The sequence below is a fragment of the Aureimonas altamirensis genome (genome assembly GCF_001463885.1).
Lineage (GTDB): Bacteria > Pseudomonadota > Alphaproteobacteria > Rhizobiales > Rhizobiaceae > Aureimonas > Aureimonas altamirensis.
Genome location: NZ_BBWQ01000011.1, coordinates 347,127 through 363,882 on the forward strand (window position 1 = coordinate 347,127; position 16,756 = coordinate 363,882).

A 16,756-nucleotide genomic window follows, 5' to 3' on the forward strand; every position below is an offset into this window, starting at 1 on the left:
TCACCTATAAGGCGGGCTTAGCCAGACCTTAGAGATTTCCAGAACCCCGGCCGCATGCGGCACGGGTGTCTTCGCGCACGAACAAACGAGACGGATCGCAGATGCCCAAACGCAACGATATCAAAACCATCCTCATCGTCGGCGCGGGTCCCATCATCATCGGCCAGGCATGCGAATTCGACTATTCCGGCACGCAGGCCTGCAAGGCCCTGCGCGAGGAAGGCTACCGGATCGTTCTCGTCAACTCGAACCCGGCGACGATCATGACCGATCCCGATCTCGCCGACGCAACCTATATCGAGCCGATCACGCCGGAAGTCGTCGCGCGCATCATCGCCAAGGAGCGGCCGGACGCCATCCTGCCCACGATGGGCGGCCAGACGGCACTGAACACCGCTTTGTCGCTGAAGCGGATGGGCGTCCTTGAAAGATACGATGTCGAGATGATCGGGGCCGACGCCGCCGCCATCGACATGGCCGAGGATCGCGCCCTCTTCCGCGAGGCGATGGCCCGCATCGGCCTTGCCACGCCCCGGTCCTTCCTGGCCAACGCGACCGAGGCGAAGCATGCCGACCGTCTTGCCCACGAAGAGAAGCGCGGCGACATCATCCGCGATATCCCCGCAGGCCCGGCGCGCGACAAGGCGCTGACCGATCTGGAACAGCAGTGGAACCTGTCCGAAACCGACCGCAAGCAGCGTTACATGGCGCGCGCCATGGGCGCCGCGGCCGAAGGGCTGGAGCATGTCGGCCTGCCGGCCATCATCCGCCCCTCCTTCACCATGGGCGGCACCGGCGGCGGCATCGCCTACAACCGGTCGGAATTCTTCGAGATCGTCGAGGGTGGCCTCGATGCCTCGCCCACGACCGAAGTGCTTATCGAGGAATCGGTCCTCGGCTGGAAGGAATACGAGATGGAAGTCGTGCGCGACCGCGCCGACAACTGCATCATCGTCTGCTCCATCGAGAATATCGACCCGATGGGCGTGCATACCGGCGATTCGATCACCGTCGCGCCGGCGCTGACGCTGACCGACAAGGAATACCAGGTCATGCGCAACGCCTCCATCGCGGTGCTGCGCGAGATCGGCGTCGAGACCGGCGGCTCCAATGTGCAGTTTGCCGTCAACCCAGCCGATGGCCGGCTGGTGGTCATCGAGATGAACCCGCGCGTGTCGCGCTCCTCCGCGCTGGCATCGAAGGCCACCGGGTTCCCCATCGCCAAGGTCGCGGCGAAGCTGGCCGTCGGCTACACGCTGGACGAACTGAAGAACGACATTACCGGCGGCGCCACGCCCGCCAGCTTCGAACCGACCATCGACTATGTCGTCACCAAGATCCCGCGTTTCGCGTTTGAGAAATTCCCCGGTGCCGAGCCCACGCTGACGACCGCTATGAAGTCGGTCGGCGAGGTGATGGCCATCGGCCGCACCTTCTCGGAATCCCTGCAAAAGGCATTGCGCGGTCTGGAAACCGGCCTCGACGGGCTGGACGAGATCGACATCCCGGGCCTCGGCGAAGGCGACGACACCAACGCCGTACTCGAGGCACTCGGCCGGCCGACGCCGGACCGGTTGCGCATGGTGGCGCAAGCCTTGCGCATCGGCATGCCGAAGGCCCAGATCCATCAGGCGTGCAAGATCGACCCCTGGTTCCTGGACCGGCTGCAGGAGATCGTCGACACGGAAGCCCGCGTGCGCGAGCATGGGCTGCCGCAGGATGCCGACAATCTGCGGATGCTGAAGGCCATGGGCTTTTCCGACGCACGGCTGGCAAAGCTTGCCGGCACCGAGGAAGCGAATGTGACGGCATTGCGCGCCGGGCTGGACGTGCGCCCGGTGTTCAAGCGCATCGACACCTGCGCCGCCGAGTTCGCCTCGCCCACGCCCTATATGTACTCGAGCTACGAAACGCCCTTCGCCGGCCAGCCCCGCTCGGAAGCCGAGGTATCGGACAAGCGCAAGGTCGTGATCCTGGGCGGCGGACCCAACCGCATCGGCCAGGGAATCGAGTTCGACTATTGCTGCTGCCACGCGGCCTTCGCACTGAAGGATGCCGGCTTCGAGTCGATCATGATCAATTGCAACCCGGAAACCGTGTCGACCGACTACGACACGTCCGACCGGCTGTATTTCGAGCCACTCACGGCCGAGGACGTGCTGGAGATCCTGCACGCAGAAAAGGCGCGCGGCGAACTGGTGGGCGTCATCGTGCAGTTCGGCGGCCAGACGCCGCTCAAGCTTGCCAATGCGCTGGAAGCCGCGGGCATCCCGATCCTTGGGACATCGCCCGATGCGATCGACCTGGCCGAGGACCGCGACCGCTTCCAGAAGCTGCTGCACCAGCTCAACCTGCGCCAGCCCAACAACGGCATCGCCCGCTCGGTCGAGGAAGCGCGCACGATCGTGGAGCGGATCGGCTATCCGGTCGTCATCCGTCCCTCTTATGTGCTGGGCGGCCGGGCGATGGAGATCGTGCGCGGCGACGCGCAATTCGAGCGCTACATGAAGGAAGCGGTCGTCGTATCGGGCAAATCCCCCGTGCTAATCGATTCCTACCTGTCCGATGCCATCGAAGTGGATGTCGATTGCCTCTGCGACGGCAAGGCAACCTTCGTTGCCGGCATCATGGAACATATCGAGGAAGCCGGCATTCATTCGGGCGACTCGGCCTGTTCGCTGCCCGTCCACTCCTTGTCGAAGCCGGTAACGGACGAGCTGGAGCGGCAGACGCAGGAAATGGCCCTCGCCCTCGACGTCGGCGGCCTGATGAACGTGCAGTTCGCCATCAAGGGCGACGAGATCTACGTGCTCGAGGTCAACCCCCGCGCCTCGCGCACCGTGCCCTTCGTCGCCAAGACGATCGGCGCTCCGGTTGCCAAGATCGCCGCCCGCGTAATGGCCGGCGAAACGCTGGACGAGGCCTTCTCGGCCTATGGCGGCAGGCCGGACGTGAAGAACCTCAAGCACATCGCCGTCAAGGAAGCGGTGTTCCCCTTTGCGCGCTTCCCCGGCGTGGATACGCTTCTGGGACCGGAGATGCGCTCGACCGGCGAAGTCATGGGCCTCGACGTGGATTATGCGCTGGCCTTCGCCAAGGCGCAGCTTGGCGCCGGCGTGGACCTTCCGCGCGACGGCACGGTGTTCGTGTCCGTGCGCGACGGCGACAAGGAAGCGGTCCTGGCGCCGGTGCGCCGTCTGGTGGAGCTTGGCTTCACAATATCGGCCACCAAGGGCACGCAGCTCTTCCTGGAAGAAAACGGCGTCAAGGCGGAGCGCGTCAACAAGGTGCTGGAGGGCCGTCCGCATATCGAGGACGCCATCCGCAACCGGCAGGTGCAGCTTGTCATGAACACGACGGAAGGCGCCAAGGCGCTGTCCGACTCGCGGTCGCTGCGGCGCGCGGCGCTGATGCACAAGGTGCCCTACTACACCACGCTTGCCGGCATGGTGGCCGCCGCGGAGGCGATCGCCGCGCTCAGGGCCGGCAGCCTTGAAGTCCGACCCCTTCAGTCATACTTTCACTCTGCTTGAACTTCCCCCCTCCGGGGTGTTTGATTGGTACGTCAGAAGTGATTCTGTTGAGGCTGGCGCCCTCGGGCGCCAGTCTTTCTTTTAAATTCAGGTCGCGGATTTGCGGGACGGATGCGTTACCCGCCGCGGGCAAGGAATGACGGCATGGAAAAGGTTCCGATGACCACGGGTGGCTTCGAGGCGCTCAGAGAAGAGCTCCGCCGCCGGCAGCAGGAAGAGCGCCCTCGCATCATCACGGCGATCGCGGAAGCGCGGGCGCATGGCGATCTTTCCGAAAACGCGGAATATCACTCCGCCAAGGAGGCGCAGAGCCTCAACGAGGGCCGGATCGCCGAGCTGGAAGACCTGACCGCCCGTGCCGAAGTGATCGACGTGACGAAGCTTTCGGGCGACCGGGTCAAGTTCGGGGCGACGGTCAAGCTGGTCGACGAGGACACCGAGGAAGAGAAGGTCTACCAGATCGTCGGCGAGCAGGAAGCCGACGTGAAGAAAGGCCGTATCTCCATCTCCTCGCCCATCGCACGCGCGCTCATCGGCAAGTCCGAGGGCGACACGGTGGAAGTGGCCGCCCCTGGTGGCGCGCGCTCTTACGAGGTGCTGCAGATCAGCTGGGCCTGATTCATGCGGACGTCCGACATTCTGGTCATCGCTCCCAATTTCAAGCGGCGGCTGTCGGGCGTCACCTCCACCATCATCCAGCTCGTGCCGCTGCAGGCAAAATCCCTGCCAATCGTGGCCTTCGGGCCGGGCCTCCCGAAGGCCCTGCCCAAGCTGCATGTCCGGCAGCTTGCCGGGCTGTGGAAGCGACCGCGCACCAAACCTTTCCGCATCTGGCACGCGCGCCGCAATGTAGAGATGCTGCCCGGCATCTTCATGCGCGATGTGCTGCGCATGCCGCTCAGGCTTGTCTTCACATCGGCGTCGCAGCGGCGGCATACCGCCTACACGCGGTGGCTGATCGCACGCATGGACGCGGTGATCGCAACCAGCCGCCGCAGCGGCGCCTATCTTTCGGTTTCCCACAGCGTCGTGACGCATGGCATCGACCTTGACCGGTTCCGCCCGGCCGAGGATGCGGGCGGCGTCCGGCGGTCGCTCGATCTTCCAGACCTGAAGACGGTCGGCTGCTTCGGTCGCATCCGGCACCAGAAGGGCAGCGACCTTTTCGTCGAGGCGATGATCGCGCTATTGCCCGAACGCCCCGGCTGGCAGGCCATCCTGTGCGGGCGGGCGACGGCCGAGCATGCCGGCTTCGAAGCGGAGTTGAAGCGCAAGGTTGCCGATGCCGGGCTTTCCGGGCGCATCCTGTTTCTTGGCGAGTTTTCCGACGTCGCGCCCTATTATCGCGCGCTGGACCTGTTCGTGGCTCCGCAGCGCTGGGAAGGCTTCGGGCTGACGCCGCTGGAGGCGATGGCCAGCGGCGTGCCGGTGGTTGCCGCCGATGTCGGCGTGTTTTCCGATGTGATCGGGCCCGGCACGGGTGAGATCGTCCCGCCGGGCGATCTTCCGGCGATGATGGCGGCGGCGGCGCGCTGGATGGATGATGGCGACAGGCGCCGCGATGGCGCGGTGCAATCGCTGGAAACGGCCCGGCGCAACTTCCCGCTGGAGCGCGAAGCTGCGGAAATCCGTACGGTCTACGATCGGCTCTGGGATGCCGGTGGGCTATAGAACCGCTTTCTATTGCTCATGAATAGCGCTATTTCTGGGCTATAGAAACGGATTCTATAGCCCATGGCATGGAACTGGACATTCGACGACTGGCCGCATTTCACCTTCGATGGTGACGCCATGCTTGCTCTCGAACGCGCATTTCTCGTCTCGACGGGCGAAGTCGCCGGCACGATCCGCCATATGGATGCCGAAACCCGAGAAGAGCTCAGAATCGAGATCCTCATTGACGAGGCCCTGACGACGTCGAGGATCGAAGGAGAGGTTCTCGACCGGGCCAGCGTGCAATCCTCGCTTTGCCGACAGTTCGGTCTTGCCGCGCATGGACAGCTTGGCGGCCTGAAGGAACGCGGAATTGCCGAGATGACGGCGGATGTCTACCGCTGCTTCGCGACCGCACTGGACGACGCCACCCTGTTTCGCTGGCATCGCATGATGCTTGCCGGCGCCCGCCATATCGAAATCATCGGCGGCTATCGCACGCATGTGCAACCGATGCAGATCGTATCGGGAGCACTCGAGCGGCCTCAGATCCATTTCGAGGCACCCCCGTCCGCCCGCGTGCCCCAGGAAATGGCCGAATTCGTAAGGTGGTTCAACGACACCGGCGCCGCCGGCCCGGCGGCGATGCCGGCGCTGACACGGGCAGGCCTGTCGCATCTCTATTTCGAGAGCATCCATCCGTTCGAAGACGGCAATGGACGCATTGGGCGCGCACTCGCGGAAAAGTCGCTTGCGCAAAGCATCGGGCGGCCGAGCCTGATTGCCCTTTCCCAGACCATAGAGCGCAATCGAAAATCCTATTACGACAATCTGGAGCGCTATCAGCGCGGTCTGGATGTAACGGGATGGCTCGTCTATTTCGGCCAGACGATACTCGATGCCCAGAACGCCACTCTTGCGCGCATCGGTTTCATTCTCGCAAAGGCACGCTTCTACGAGTCGTTTGACGGCCTCTTCAACGAACGCCAGCACAAGGCTATCGCCCGGATGTTCCGGGAAGGGCCGGACGGCTTCAAGGGCGGCATGAGCGCGGAAAAATACATTGCCATCACTCAGGCATCGCGTTCGACTGCCACGCGTGACCTGCAGGATCTGGTGGACAAGGGAGCGATGCGCCGCACCGGCGAACGCCGCTATGCGCGCTACACGCTTGCGGTCGATAGGCCGTCAGCTCGATAGCGCGGCAGCGGGGTCCATTGCGGCGGCCTTGCGCGCAGGCAGGTAGCCGAAGACGAGGCCCGACAGGAACGCGGAGGCAAAGGCCAGCGCGATGGGCCCGGGCGATATCACCGCCGATATGCCGAAACGCTGGAGCGCCAGCGCGACACCGATGCCGATAATGCAGCCGATGCCGCCGCCGATGGCCGACACTACCACAGCCTCGGTGTTGAACTGCCGCAGGATATCGCCCTGCGATGCACCGGTCGCCATGCGGATACCGATCTCGCGCGTGCGCTCCGTCACGTTGACCAGCATGATGTTCATGATGCCGATACCGCCGACCAGCAGCGAGATGGCCGCGACGGAGCCGAGAAGGATCGTCATGGTCGAGGCGGTCTCGCTGACGGCCGTCAGCAGCGAGGCCATGTTGCGGATGGTCGTATCCCGGACACGATGGCGCTGATCCAGAAGGTTCTGGATGGTGGCCTGCGTTTCGTCGATGCGCGCCGTATCCTCCACCACGACCGAGATGGAGCGCAGGTGCCGCTGGCCGAACAGGCGAAGGCCGCCCGTGGACAGCGGCACGAAGACGATATCGTCCTGGTCGGTGCCCATGGGCGAGGCGCCCTTCTCGCTCATGGTGCCGACCACAAGGAACGGGTTGGAGTTGACCAGAATATACTGGCCGACCGGGTCCTGCCCCTGCGGAAACAGAACCTCGGTGACGGTCCGGCCAAGGACGGCCACCGGCGCATAGCTGTTCTCGTCCTGCGGCGTTACGAAGGTGCCGGTATCCAACGGCCAGTTCCGCGCCTGCGGAAAGTCGGGCCACGTGCCCGATGCGGTCGACTGGTAGTCCACACCATTGGCGCGCAGCGTCACGCTGCCTTGTATCTCCGGCACCACGCGGGCAACGTTCGGCAGTTCGGCGATGGCCCGCGCGTCGTCCGGCACGAGCGTTGCCGTGACGCCGTCCGGGGTTCGCTGCCCGGGCGATCCGGGGCGCACCAGCAACTGGTTGGAGCCCATGGCGCTGATGCGGTCCACCACATCCTGCCGCGACCCGTTGCCGATGGCCAGCATGACGATGACGGCGGCAACGCCGATCATCATGCCAAGAAGGGTCAGCAGGGTGCGCAGCGGCTTGGCGAACAGCGAACGCATGGCCATGCGCGCGGCTTCGCCGAAGCCGGAAAGCCGTCGTCCGCCCCGCGCCCCGTCATCCTGCGTCCCGTTTGCCGTTTGCGCCGGCACGCGCCCGGTGTCGGAGACGATGCGCCCGTCGCTGATTTCGATCTGCCGCTCGGCCTCGTCGGCCACGCTCCTGTCATGGGTGATGACGACGATCGTGTGGCCCGCCGCATGCAGGCGGTGCAGGAGCGCCATCACGTCGCGCCCGGAGGCGCTGTCGAGCGCGCCGGTCGGCTCGTCGGCCAGGATGATGGACCCGCCGTTCATCAGCGCCCGCGCGATGGACACGCGTTGCTGCTGGCCGCCGGATAGCTGATTGGGATGGTGATCCAGCCGGTCGGCAAGCCCGAGCGCCGCAAGCAGCCCCTCGGCGCGGGCCGCGCGGGCATCCGCCGCCATGCCGGAATAGATCCCCGGCAGCTCGACATTCTCGACCGCGCTGGACCCTGCGATCAGATGGTAGCTCTGGAAGATGAAACCGAACGTGTCACGCCGCAAATCCGCCAGGGCATCCGGTGACAGGGTGGCGACATCCCGCCCGCCGACGCGGTACTGACCGGATGTCGGCCTGTCGAGGCAGCCGAGAATGTTCATCAGGGTCGATTTGCCGCTGCCCGACTGGCCCATGATGGCGACGAACTCGCCGGGGGCGATGTCCAGCGATACGCCCTTCAGCACGTCCACGGGCGCGCCGCCGCTGTCGAAGCGACGCGCGATACCGGACAGTTGAAGGCGCGCCGGCGACACCCGTCGTGCCGCAGGCGCGGCTTCCATCTCAGGCATATGCAGGTTCATGACGCCGCTCCCGCTCAGAAGGCCGGCGGGCCGCCGGGCCCGCGCCGCTGGGATTGGGATTGGGGCGCACCCGACGGGGCGCCGTCGGCCGACACCACCACCTCATCGCCCTCATCGAGGCCCGAGCGGATTTCGACGACGGCGCGCGTCGAAAGCCCGGTCTCCACCGTGCGCCGCGCCACCGTGCCGTCTTCCTGGCGCACCTGCACCATGCTGCCATCGCGGCCGTTCCGCACGGCGGCGGCGGGCACCGTCAGCACGTCTTGCGCCTCTGCGACCACGAAGAAGGCCTGCGCCGTCATCGTTATCATCAGCCGCCCATCCGGATTGGGGACATCGAACAGCGCCTTGTACAGGACGACGTTGTTTTCGATCTCCGGGGTGGGCTCGATCAGCCGCAGCGTGCCCTCCCAGCGCTTGTCGTCGCCGCCGAGCGTTGTGAACCAGCCCTTCATGCCGGGCGTCAGCCGGGCGATGTCGGCCTCGGACACCTTGGCCTCGACCGTCATGGTGGACAGGTCGGCAACCGTCACGATAACCGGCGCGGTCTGCGTGGCGGCCAGCGTCTGTCCCTGCTCGGAGGTCTGCGAAACGACGGTTCCGGTCAGCGGCGAATAGATCTTCGTGTAGCCGAGGTTCGTCTCGGCCCGGCGCAGATCGGAACGGCGCTCGCGCAGTTGGGCATCGAGGCTTTCGAGCGCTCCCTTGGCAGCGGCCACGGCGGCCACGGCCGCGTCATAGTCGCTGGCGGCCGATGTGTTGGCGCGGCGCAGCGTCTCCTGCCGCGTCAGCGTCTGTCCCGCCAGAACGAGTTGCGCCTGCGCATTGACCACCTGGGCTTCCAGATTGGCGATCTGCGCCTCTGTCGCCTCTACCGTGTACTCGTAGATGGCGGGGTCCATCTCGGCCAGAAGCTGGCCTTCCTCGACGCGGTCGCCGACAGCCACATGGACGGCTTTCAACTGGCCAGATATCTGCGCGCCGACATCGACGGTGCGGATCGGCGCAAGCACGCCCACCGCTGCCACGGTATCTTCCACCGCGCCGCGCGTCACCGGGGCAAAACGATAGATGGGGGCGGCACTGCGCTCCTGCCCGAAGACCTAGAATGCCGCTGCGGCGGCGACCAGGCAGACGATAGCGACAAGCGCCAGCCGGCGTCGGCCGGCACCGCGCCGCGCGCGGCGCGGCTCAGTCGATTGGGGGAGATCGAGTGGATCGAGACGCTGCAGCATGACTTCTTCCCGGTGGAGGCCGACCAGCCATCCCTTCCCTGCCGTCATATCAGCCGACGCACCGTGAATCAGGTTTCAAAGTGTGTCGGCGTGTGTCGATAGACCAAGCGCCATTGTGGCGATTTTACATCGTTCACCAGCGAACAGTATGGATCACATATGATTTGATTGCTTCTCCAATCATCCAGTTTGTAACCGTCAGTTGTATTTTGACGGTGTTGGCGGGGGACGCATAACCGATGATAGGTAATATTCTACGCTGCGGCAGACGCGGTCTGGCGCAGTCTGCCTCGTTGATGGTGATCGGCCTGTGCGCCGCCGGCGCAGCGCAGGCGCAGCAGGCAACCGAACCATTGCGGGTCATCGGCACCGAGGAGGCCTTCTCCGGTACGATCGACGTCACCACGTCGGGCGCGTCGGCCTATGGCGCTTTTGCGGATCGCGGCGGGCTTATCACCCTGACGGACGGCACCATCACGACGTCCGGCCAACGAGGCTACGGCATCCTCGCCGGACGTGGGTCGACAATCACCAGCGCGGCCACCATCGTAACCACGGGCACCTCCGCGCATGGGGTGCAGTCCGGCCTCGGCACCACCAACGGCACCGGCGGACAGGACGGGTCCAGCGTCGTGCTGACCGGCGCGAGCATCCGCACAAGCGGCGCGCAGGCCTACGGTCTGCACGCCATCGACGGCGGCGCGATTTCCGGACAGGCAACCATCGCCACCGACGGCATTCTGGGCTTCGGGGCCTTCGCCGAATCCGATTCGTCCATAGCCCTGTCCGACAGCAGCATAGAGACGCGCGGTGCCTTCGCGTTCGGCCTCATCGCCAACAATGACGCGGCCACGGCAGCCGGCGTGCTGTCCGCCTCGAATGTGGCCGTCTTCACCAGCGGCGAAAGCGCGGCCGGCGCCGTCGCCGGCGATGGCGGCACGATCCTCATCGACGGCGGCAGCATCCGCACCGCAGGAGAAGGCGCGACGGCGCTTGCGATCCTCGACAGCGGCACGATCGTCGTCAACGGAGCGACGCTCGCGGCCGGCAATGCCGCGACCATCGGCGTCGTCGCGGGCAAGGGCCAAGCCAGCGTAACGCTTGGCGCAGGCACGGTCGCGACCGAAAACAACGGGACGCTGATGCAGGTCGAGCGCGACGTGGCCGGCGCAGTCGGCGTCGTGACACTCAACCTCGACGCCGGTTCGACATCGGCCGGCGACATCGTCGACGACGGCACGAAGACGAGCGGCCAGACGATCGTCAACCTGCGTGAAAATGCCCGCTGGACCGGCATCCTGCGCGGTGTCGACGCCTTCAACACGGCGGCCGGCGGCGAGGTCAACTTCACCGAGCGGGCCGTGGTGAACGGCGACCTGAACAGCAACGGTTCCGCCGTTGCATTCAGCAGCGCCGGCGGCGTCATCGCCGGCAATGTCGGCTTGCAGGGCTCGGCGCGCACCACCGGCGGCAGCATCGAAACCCCCATCGAGGTCCAGGGCGACGTCGCGGTCGGGCCACAATCCATCATGGGCGGCAACTGGAGCATCGCGGGCAGCCTTGCCAGCGCCGGAACGATCACCCCCGGCAACTCCATCGGCGTCGTCACCATCGGCGGCGACCTGACGCTGGCACAAGGCCATATCTATGAGGTGGAGATCGACGCCACCGGCGCATCCGATCTGGTTGCGGTGGGCGGCACGGCAACGCTCGCCGGCTCCGTGGCCGTCAGCCCGCTGGGCGGCTATCTGGTGGGCACGCCCTACACCATCCTGACTTCCGGCAGCCTTGGCGGCACGCGGTTCGACGCAGTGTCCTTCACCGAAAGCTACGCCTTCGTGTCGGCGCTCCTGTCCTATGACGCAACCTCCGTCGACCTGACCTTCCAGCGTAACGGCATCGCCTATGCCTCGGTGGCGGAAGGCGACAACCAGCGCGCCGTCGCCAACGCGCTGGAGAGCCTGCCCATCAACGGAACGCTCGGCCGCACCATCGCCTTCGGCACGGTCGACGCAGCCCGCACCGCTTTCTCTGGCCTGTCGGGCGAGGTCCATGCTTCCGTGCGCACCGGCCTGATCGAGGACAGCCGCCTGATCCGCGATGCCGCGACGGATCGCATCCGCGCCGCCTTCGCCGGTCCCTCCTCCGTTTCCAGCACGTCCGGCCCATGGGAGTCGGCGCAGCCGACGGGCACCGCGCTGGAGCCTGCGGCCTGGGGCCGCGTCTTCGGCTCCTGGGGCACGACCGACGCCAACGGCACCTCCGGCAAGCTCGACCGCGACACCGGGGGCTTCGTCGCCGGTATCGACGGCTTCGTCACGGATGATGTCCGGCTGGGCATCCTGGCCGGCTACAGCCGGTCGAGCTTCGATGTCGACGCCCTGTCGTCGTCCGCCGATGTAGACAGCTACCACCTCGGCCTTTACGGCGGCACGCAGTTGCACGGCTTCGGGCTTCGCGGCGGCATCGCCTATACCTGGCACGAGGTGGAAGCCAGCCGCGCGGTGGCCTTCGGCGGCTTCGCCGATGCGCTTTCGGCCGACTACGACGCCGGTACGGTGCAGCTCTTCGGCGAAGCGGGCTACGCCATGCAGGCCGGCAACGTGGCCTTCGAGCCGTTTGCAGGCATCGCCTATGTGAACCTCGACGTCGACGGGTTCGGCGAAACCGGCGGCGCGGCGGCATTGTCGGGCGGCGGCGGCAGCACTGAAACGACCTTCTCCACCCTCGGCCTGCGGGCATCGACGGATGTGGTCCTCGGCAGCCAGACGGTAACGCTGGACGGTATGCTCGGCTGGCGCCACGCTTTCGACGACAGGACGCCGGTTTCCACCTTCGCCTTCGCGCAAGGCCTGCCCTTCAGCGTCGCGGGCGCACCGATCGCAAGCGACTCGGCCGTGGTCGAGATCGGGCTCGGCATGAACCTGTCGCCGGATGCCAGCCTGAACGTCTCCTATGGCGGACAGTTCGGCGACGGCGGGGAAGATCATAGCGCCCGCGCAACCTTCTCCTACCGCTTCTAAGGCGGCGACAGCCTATGCATCGCGGCGCCCCGTCGGGGCGCCGCGACACGTTCCGGATTGAAGATGCCGGCTGGATCCTGCCCGGATCAGGTGTCCGGCTTGTCCTGATTTCGCTGCCCGCGCAAGGCATCGGCCAGCCACAGCCGCGCCAGGCCATGATAGAGCGGTTCCGGCGCAATCAGCCGCGAGACGCCGTAGCCGATCATCGAAGCCGTCATGATGGCGATCACGTTGGTCTGGGTTCCCGTCATTTCCAGCACGATGATGAAGGCTGTCATCGGCGCCTGGACGACGCCGGCGAAATAGCCCGCCATACCCAGGATGGCGGCCAGGCCGGGCGGCGAGCCCAGAAACGCGCCTATGGTGCTGCCGAGGCCGCTTCCGACGGCCAGCGACGGTGCGAAGAGGCCGCCCGGGATGCCCGAGACGGTGGAAGCGAGGGTGGCCACGAACTTGGCGGCAAAGAACAGGGCGGGCAGGGTCTCGCCCTCGACGCCGCCGCGCGCGATGTCGTAGCTGGTGCCGAAGGTGGCGCCGCCGGCAGCCACCCCGACGATGGCCACCACCAGGCCGGCGGCCCCTGCCACGATCGCCGCCTTCCAGCGGCCGGGCACCGAGCGCCAGCGCCGGATGCTTCGGGTCAGGGACAGGGTGGCGATGCTGAAGGCCGCGCCCAGAATGCCGCCGCAGACCCCGGACAGGATCACCAGCGGCCAGTCGGACGGAAACATCGCCACCGCGTCCGAGACGCCGAAATAGGTGTAGTTGCCGACCAGCGCGAGGGAGGCGATGCCGGCGATGATGACGGCCGACAGGACCAGTCCGTTGGTACGGGCGCTGTAGGCGCGCCCGAGTTCCTCGATGGCGAAGACGATGCCGGCCAATGGTGTGTTGAAGGCGGCGGCGATGCCCGCGGCCGACCCCGCCAGGATCAGCCCGCGCGCATAGGACATGCCGCCCAGCCGCGCCGACAGCATCATCAGCGCCGCGCCGATCTGGACGGTGGGGCCTTCGCGCCCGATCGAGGCGCCGCACAGCAACCCCATCACGGTCAGGAAGAACTTGCCGACGGCGATGCGCATGGTGAGGTAGGTGAAGCGCGCGCGCCCCTCCAGCCGGCGCGCCGCCATGGCCTGCGGTATCCCGCTGCCCTGCGAGCCGGGGAAGAACCGCTCGGCGATGACCGCACAGGCGACGAAGCCGGCCGGTGTGATCAGAAGGGGCAACCACCAGAGGCCGGTTCGCGGGTCCGTCAGACGAAAGAAGATGTGCTGCGCCGCGTCGGATGCGTAGGCAAAGACCGTCGCCACGAGGCCGATGGCAAGCGCGCCGCACCAGAACACCAACCGCATGCGCCACATGCGCCGGGAGGCCAGCAGCGCCCGCGAGCGCCGCACCATCCCCTTGCGCCCGCCCAGCCAGAACACGGCCCTGCCTTACCCCTCGTCGCCTTGGCTCAACTCAATGAACCAGATCCACCGCCTTGTAGTAAGCCAAGGTTGCCGAAACATAGAGCCTGCGCAAGCCGTGCAGCGGTATGGGCGCGATTGCGGTGACGGGGAGCGGCAATGCAGCCGGATCGCCGGTCCGCACGTAATCGGCGATCCACTCTCCCATCTTGCTCTGCAGCCCGACGCCGCGCCCCTGGCAACCGAGCTGGAACAACAGGCCTTTCTCGGGCTCGTGCAGATGCGGCAGAAAATCCTGCGTGATGGCGACGCGGCCGCCCCAGCGATACTGGATCGGCTGGTCGGCCAGGATGGGATAGGCAATGCGGATCATCCGCTCCACATGGGCGAAATCGTCCGGCCCGGATGGCTCGGCGAAGGTGCCGCGCCCGCCCATGATGAAACGGCCCTCGCGGTCGCGCCGGAAATAGGACAAAAGCTTGCGCGTATCGGAAGCGACGACGCCGCCCTTCAGCACCGCCTTGTCGAGATTGCCGGACAAAGGCGCCGTGGCCACCTGGAAGCTGTTGGCCGCGATGACGGTGCGCGACAGGCGCGGCCAAAGCCCATCCGTATAGGCATTGGTGCAGACGACGACACGCTCGGCGGTGACGCTTGGCCCCGCCTCCGTCGCAACGACCCATCGGCCGGATCGGCTTTCGAGCGCGCTCGCCTTCGTATGGGTGGCGATGGCCGCCCCAAGGCCGAGCGCGGCGCGCGCCAGCCCGCGCGTATAGGACAGGGGCTGGACACTGCCACCGCGACGATCGATCCAGCCTGCGTGATAACGCGTGGTGCCGAGAAGCGCGGCGACTTCCTCGCGGCTCAGCGCGGCCACGTCCGCACCGAGCGCGCGCCACTGCCGGCATCGGTCCAGCGCACCGGCCTCGGCGGCCTTGGAATGCGCCGGCTGCACCCAGCCTGCCCGCGTATCGTCGCAGTCGATCCCGAATTCGTCGATGAGTTCGAATACCTTGGCTGCGGTCGATCCGAATGCCAGTGCGGCGCTTCGTCCAGCCTGCGGGCCGAACATCGTTTCGAGCTGGTCGGGATCGTATTTGATACCGGGGATGACCTGGCCGCCGCTGCGCCCGGACGCGCCGAAGCCGATATCGCCCGCCTCCAGAAGCTGCACGCTGCGCCCGGACTTTGCCAGATGGATTGCGGTGGACAAGCCGGCGTACCCACCGCCGATGACGCAGACGTCCACCGAAATATCCGCCTGAAGCGGCGCGGTGGGCGGGGCGGCGGTGGCTGTCGCCGCCCAGAGCGATGGGGGAAGTCGAAGTTCGGTCACAAGTTCACCTGCTACTTGTCCAGCACGCGGCGAAGGAAATCGCGCGTGCGCTCATGCTGCGGATCGGTCAGCACCCGGCTGGCCGGCCCCTCTTCCACGATCAGTCCGCCATCCATGAACAGGACGCGGTCACCGACCTCCCGGGCGAACGCCATTTCATGCGTCACGACCAGCATGGTCATGCCCTCGTCGGCCAGATCGCGCATGGCGGCCAGCACCTCGCCGACCAGTTCCGGGTCGAGCGCCGATGTCGGTTCGTCGAACAGGATGGCCTTCGGGCGCATCGCCAGCGACCGCGCGATGGCCACGCGCTGCTGCTGCCCGCCCGATAGGGCGGCAGGGTAGCTGTCGGCCTTCGCCGCAAGGCCCATGCGCTCCAGAAGCGCGCGCCCATGCTCTTCGGCCGCCTTGCGGCTCTCGCCCTTCACATGGATCGGCCCTTCGGTGACGTTTTCCAGCGCCGTGCGATGCGGAAACAGGTTGAAGCGCTGGAAGACCATGGTCACGGATGTGCGGATGTCGCGGATGGACGGCGACTTGCGATCCACAGTTACGCCATCGACCGTGATGAGGCCGCTCTCATAGCTTTCCAGCCCGTTGATGCAGCGAAGCAGCGTCGACTTGCCGGAGCCCGAAGCGCCGATCAGGCAGACCACCTCGCCTTGCCGGATCTCTCCGTCGATCCCTTTCAGAACCTCGATATTGCCGAACCGCTTGTGAATGTTCTGGAGCCGGATCATCGCGTGCCGAACCTCCGCTCGAGATAGGATGCCAGCACGATCAGCGGCACCGACAGCGCCAGGTAAAGGAGCGCCACCAGCGTGTAGACCGTCATGTTGTCGAACGTGGCGGAAGCGACGAGCTTACCCTTCATCGTCAGTTCGGCAACGGTGATCACCGATGCCTGCGAGGTATCCTTGAGCAGCATGATCATGGTGTTGCCGTAGGGCGGCAGCACGGTGCGCAGGGCCTGCGGCAGCACCACCCGGCGCATCATCAACGACCATTTCATGCCGATGGAATGCGCCGCCTCGATCTGCCCCTTGTCGATGGCCTCCAGCCCGGCCCGGAAGTTTTCCGCCATGTAGCAGGAATAGGCGATGCCAAGGCCGATCGCGCCGGCCTGGAAGGCCGACAGGTCGATGCCGAATTCGGGAAGCACGAAGTAGATGTAGAAAAGCTGCACCAGGATCGGGATACCGCGAACGGTGTTGACCACCGTCTTGGAGATCAGCACCAGCGGCCAGATGCCCGAATAGCGCATCAGCGCCCAGACAAGCCCGAGCGCGGTGGAGATGACCAGCGCCGCGAGGGTCAGCATGACGGTGATCGCCACGCCTTCCATCAGGATGGGCAGATATTGCCCGGAATTCTGCCAGAACGCTCCCATCGCCTAGCG

Annotated in this window: 12 protein-coding genes; 5 read left to right on the forward strand and 7 right to left on the reverse strand. The window is 66.2% G+C overall.

Annotation, left to right across the window (positions count from 1 at the left end):
- The first annotated feature begins 101 nt into the window (after nucleotides 1-101).
- From carB to AUL31_RS09390, 4 genes are all read left to right on the forward strand, one after another.
- Nucleotides 102-3,533 (forward strand): carbamoyl-phosphate synthase large subunit, encoded by a 3,432-nt coding sequence (carB, locus tag AUL31_RS09375; RefSeq protein WP_060604848.1) that lies wholly within the window; start codon nucleotides 102-104, stop codon nucleotides 3,531-3,533.
- Nucleotides 3,534-3,677: 144 nt separating this feature from the next.
- Entirely contained in the window at nucleotides 3,678-4,151 is a 474-nt protein-coding gene (gene greA / locus AUL31_RS09380) for a transcription elongation factor GreA (RefSeq protein WP_060604852.1), read from the forward strand.
- 3 nt (nucleotides 4,152-4,154) lie between these two features.
- On the forward strand, nucleotides 4,155-5,204 hold the full coding sequence (locus AUL31_RS09385; RefSeq protein ID WP_060604856.1) for a glycosyltransferase family 4 protein: 1,050 nt from the start codon (nucleotides 4,155-4,157) through the stop codon (nucleotides 5,202-5,204).
- Between the two features lie 63 nt (nucleotides 5,205-5,267).
- Nucleotides 5,268-6,386, forward strand: a complete 1,119-nt coding sequence (locus AUL31_RS09390; RefSeq protein WP_060604861.1) for a Fic family protein — start codon at nucleotides 5,268-5,270, stop codon at nucleotides 6,384-6,386.
- Here AUL31_RS09390 and AUL31_RS09395 read toward each other — a convergent pair.
- The 3 genes from AUL31_RS09395 to AUL31_RS09405 are packed head-to-tail and all read right to left on the reverse strand — an operon-like array spanning nucleotide 6,375 to nucleotide 9,637.
- Nucleotides 6,375-8,333, reverse strand: a complete 1,959-nt coding sequence (locus AUL31_RS09395) for a MacB family efflux pump subunit (RefSeq protein WP_192842520.1) — start codon at nucleotides 8,331-8,333, stop codon at nucleotides 6,375-6,377. The two genes, AUL31_RS09390 and AUL31_RS09395, sit on opposite strands and share 12 nt — an antisense overlap.
- Before the next feature lie 35 nt (nucleotides 8,334-8,368).
- Nucleotides 8,369-9,409 (reverse strand): efflux RND transporter periplasmic adaptor subunit, encoded by a 1,041-nt coding sequence (locus AUL31_RS09400; RefSeq protein WP_060604868.1) that lies wholly within the window; start codon nucleotides 9,407-9,409, stop codon nucleotides 8,369-8,371.
- Between the two features lie 48 nt (nucleotides 9,410-9,457).
- Nucleotides 9,458-9,637, reverse strand: a complete 180-nt coding sequence (locus AUL31_RS09405; protein WP_060604871.1) for a hypothetical protein — start codon at nucleotides 9,635-9,637, stop codon at nucleotides 9,458-9,460.
- A gap of 191 nt (nucleotides 9,638-9,828) precedes the next feature.
- Here AUL31_RS09405 and AUL31_RS09410 point away from each other — a divergent pair, with 191 nt between their 5' ends.
- The gene (locus tag AUL31_RS09410; RefSeq protein ID WP_082646875.1) at nucleotides 9,829-12,612 is read left to right on the forward strand and encodes an autotransporter outer membrane beta-barrel domain-containing protein; all 2,784 of its coding nucleotides are present in this window, start codon (nucleotides 9,829-9,831) and stop codon (nucleotides 12,610-12,612) included.
- Between the two features lie 86 nt (nucleotides 12,613-12,698).
- Here AUL31_RS09410 and AUL31_RS09415 read toward each other — a convergent pair whose 3' ends face one another.
- The 4 genes from AUL31_RS09415 to AUL31_RS09430 form a co-directional block, all read right to left on the reverse strand.
- Nucleotides 12,699-14,012 (reverse strand): chloride channel protein, encoded by a 1,314-nt coding sequence (locus AUL31_RS09415; RefSeq protein ID WP_060605401.1) that lies wholly within the window; start codon nucleotides 14,010-14,012, stop codon nucleotides 12,699-12,701.
- Nucleotides 14,013-14,073: 61 nt separating this feature from the next.
- Complete coding sequence (locus AUL31_RS09420) at nucleotides 14,074-15,357, reverse strand: NAD(P)/FAD-dependent oxidoreductase (RefSeq protein WP_060604878.1); 1,284 nt, start codon at nucleotides 15,355-15,357, stop codon at nucleotides 14,074-14,076.
- 11 nt (nucleotides 15,358-15,368) lie between these two features.
- Nucleotides 15,369-16,097 (reverse strand): amino acid ABC transporter ATP-binding protein, encoded by a 729-nt coding sequence (locus tag AUL31_RS09425; RefSeq protein WP_060604881.1) that lies wholly within the window; start codon nucleotides 16,095-16,097, stop codon nucleotides 15,369-15,371.
- Nucleotides 16,094-16,747, reverse strand: coding sequence for an amino acid ABC transporter permease (locus AUL31_RS09430; protein ID WP_060604885.1), 654 nt, complete (start codon nucleotides 16,745-16,747; stop codon nucleotides 16,094-16,096). The genes AUL31_RS09425 and AUL31_RS09430 overlap by 4 nt, the downstream gene beginning before the upstream one ends.
- Nucleotides 16,748-16,756 lie beyond the last annotated feature (9 nt).

Bases quoted from the DNA above. Each gene is read 5' to 3' on its own strand.
- carB (WP_060604848.1), top strand. From the start codon at position 102: ATGCCCAAACGCAACGATATCAAAACCATCCTCATCGTCGGCGCGGGT.
- greA (WP_060604852.1), top strand. From the start codon at position 3,678: ATGGAAAAGGTTCCGATGACCACGGGTGGCTTCGAGGCGCTCAGAGAA.
- AUL31_RS09385 (WP_060604856.1), top strand. From the start codon at position 4,155: ATGCGGACGTCCGACATTCTGGTCATCGCTCCCAATTTCAAGCGGCGG.
- AUL31_RS09390 (WP_060604861.1), top strand. From the start codon at position 5,268: ATGGCATGGAACTGGACATTCGACGACTGGCCGCATTTCACCTTCGAT.
- AUL31_RS09395 (WP_192842520.1), bottom strand. From the start codon at position 8,333: ATGGAAGCCGCGCCTGCGGCACGACGGGTGTCGCCGGCGCGCCTTCAA.
- AUL31_RS09405 (WP_060604871.1), bottom strand. From the start codon at position 9,637: ATGACGGCAGGGAAGGGATGGCTGGTCGGCCTCCACCGGGAAGAAGTC.
- AUL31_RS09410 (WP_082646875.1), top strand. From the start codon at position 9,829: ATGATAGGTAATATTCTACGCTGCGGCAGACGCGGTCTGGCGCAGTCT.
- AUL31_RS09415 (WP_060605401.1), bottom strand. From the start codon at position 14,012: ATGGTGCGGCGCTCGCGGGCGCTGCTGGCCTCCCGGCGCATGTGGCGC.
- AUL31_RS09425 (WP_060604881.1), bottom strand. From the start codon at position 16,097: ATGATCCGGCTCCAGAACATTCACAAGCGGTTCGGCAATATCGAGGTT.
- AUL31_RS09430 (WP_060604885.1), bottom strand. From the start codon at position 16,747: ATGGGAGCGTTCTGGCAGAATTCCGGGCAATATCTGCCCATCCTGATG.